At 56.2% G+C, this 1,974-nt stretch carries 2 protein-coding genes; both read left to right on the top strand.

Going from position 1 to position 1,974, the window contains the following annotated elements; genetic code table 11:
• A partial coding sequence (gene hutU / locus AC1DUA_RS35395; RefSeq protein ID WP_477504192.1) for a urocanate hydratase occupies positions 1-730 on the top strand: 730 nt, incomplete at its 5' end.
• A 16-nt stretch (positions 731-746) separates the two neighbouring features.
• On the top strand, positions 747-1,974 hold a 1,228-nt coding region (hutI, locus tag AC1DUA_RS35390), incomplete at its 3' end, for an imidazolonepropionase (RefSeq protein WP_477504191.1).

Raw genomic sequence — 1,974 nt, 5'->3', positions numbered from 1 at the left:
GGGTTCCATTGTATTCGACTATGGGAACAACATTCGTCAGATTGCGTTCGATCAAGGTGTCTCGAATGCTTTTGATTTCCCGGGCTTCGTTCCTGCATATATCAGGCCGCTGTTCTGTGAAGGCAAGGGGCCGTTCCGCTGGGCTGCACTTTCTGGCGATCCAGAGGACATTCGCAAAACCGACGAGCTCGTGCTGCGCCTCTTCCCGGATAACGCCCATTTGCATCGTTGGATTAAAATGGCGGGCGAACGCGTCGCCTTCCAAGGGCTGCCGGCGCGGATTTGCTGGCTGGGCTATGGCGAGCGCGAGAAATTCGGTCTCGCGCTTAACGAGATGGTCCGCAGCGGAGAGCTGAAGGCGCCGATTGTTATCGGCCGCGATCATCTGGACTGCGGCTCTGTCGCCTCGCCGAATCGTGAAACCGAAGCGATGAAGGACGGCTCTGATGCCGTTGGCGACTGGGCGATATTGAATGCATTAATCAACACGTCGGCAGGCGCCTCTTGGGTTTCTATTCACCATGGCGGCGGTGTGGGCATGGGTTATTCGCTTCACGCAGGCATGGTCGTGGTGGCGGATGGAACGGAGGCAGCGGCAGAGAGGCTGCGCAGCGTGCTGACCTCGGACCCTGGCATGGGCGTAATCCGCCATGTGGATGCCGGGTATGACGAAGCGGTCGAAACAGCGGAGAAACACGGCATTCGCATCCCGATGCGTGAGCAGGGTTAGGGAAGGAGGAGTGAGAATGGAACGAGTTGATTTGCTCCTCACGGGTATTGGCAGTTTGGTGACCCCACAGGGAAATAGGCCTCGCTGCGGGCAGTTCATGAAAGAGGTACACGAGATCAAAGATGCGATGATCGCCATCAGGCAGGGGAGAATTGCTTGGTTCGGACCCGTGAATGAGATTCAGGATCAGCTTGCAGGGAGTGAAATTGCGTTGACGATGGACCTCGGCGGACGGCTAGTCACGCCGGGTCTCGTTGATCCGCATACACATTTAGTGCATGGAGGCTCACGTGAGCATGAACTGGCGCTAAAGCGGTCTGGAGTCCCGTATTTGGACATTTTGGCACAGGGCGGAGGCATTCTTCATACCGTGAGATCTACACGTGCAGCCAGTGAGCAGGAGCTGTATGAGAAGGCGCGCCGCAGCCTGGATGAAATGCTCCTGAATGGTGTTACAACCGTTGAAGCGAAAAGCGGTTACGGTCTATCCTTAGAAGCGGAATTAAAGCAGCTGCGTGTTGCCAAACATTTAGATCGGGCACACGCTGTTGATATCGTATCAACATTTATGGGAGCGCATGCGGTGCCGGAGGAGTTTAAGGGGCGCAGCGAAGCGTTCATCGATTATATTGTGAGCGGCATGCTGCCTAGGGTAGCTGGTGAGGGCCTCGCGGAGTTTTGCGACGTGTTTTGTGAGGCAGGCGTTTTCTCTGTCGAGGAGTCGCGTCGTATTTTGGTTGAAGCGCAGCGTTTAGGACTGCGTTCGAAGATCCACGCGGACGAAATCGTCCCGCTCGGCGGTGCAGAGTTAGCGGGAGAGGTAGGGGCGATATCCGCCGAGCATTTGTTGGCAGCCACGGATAAGGGATTGGCAGCCCTTGCCAAGAGCGGCGTTATTCCGGTGCTGCTGCCTGGCACATCGTTCAATCTCGGCCTATCCAAGCATGCGCGTGCCCGCGACATGATCGACGAGTACGATTTGCCAGTGGCTCTGTCCACGGACTATAACCCGGGTTCCTGTCCGACAGAGTCGATTCAACTCATCATGATGCTGGCGTCACTCAACTTGAAAATGTCCCCAGAGGAAATCCTGACCGCCTGCACGATCAACGCGGCGAATGCTCTGGGACGCGGGGATGATATCGGATCGATCGAGGTGGGCAAACGCGCGGATCTAGCTATTTTCGATGCGCCCAATATCGCTTATCTGCCGTATCATTTTGGGATCAACCACACGTATGGTG

The organism is Paenibacillus sp. 01T422, from assembly GCF_056398785.1.
This window is presented reverse-complemented; position numbering and strand designations above follow the sequence as displayed.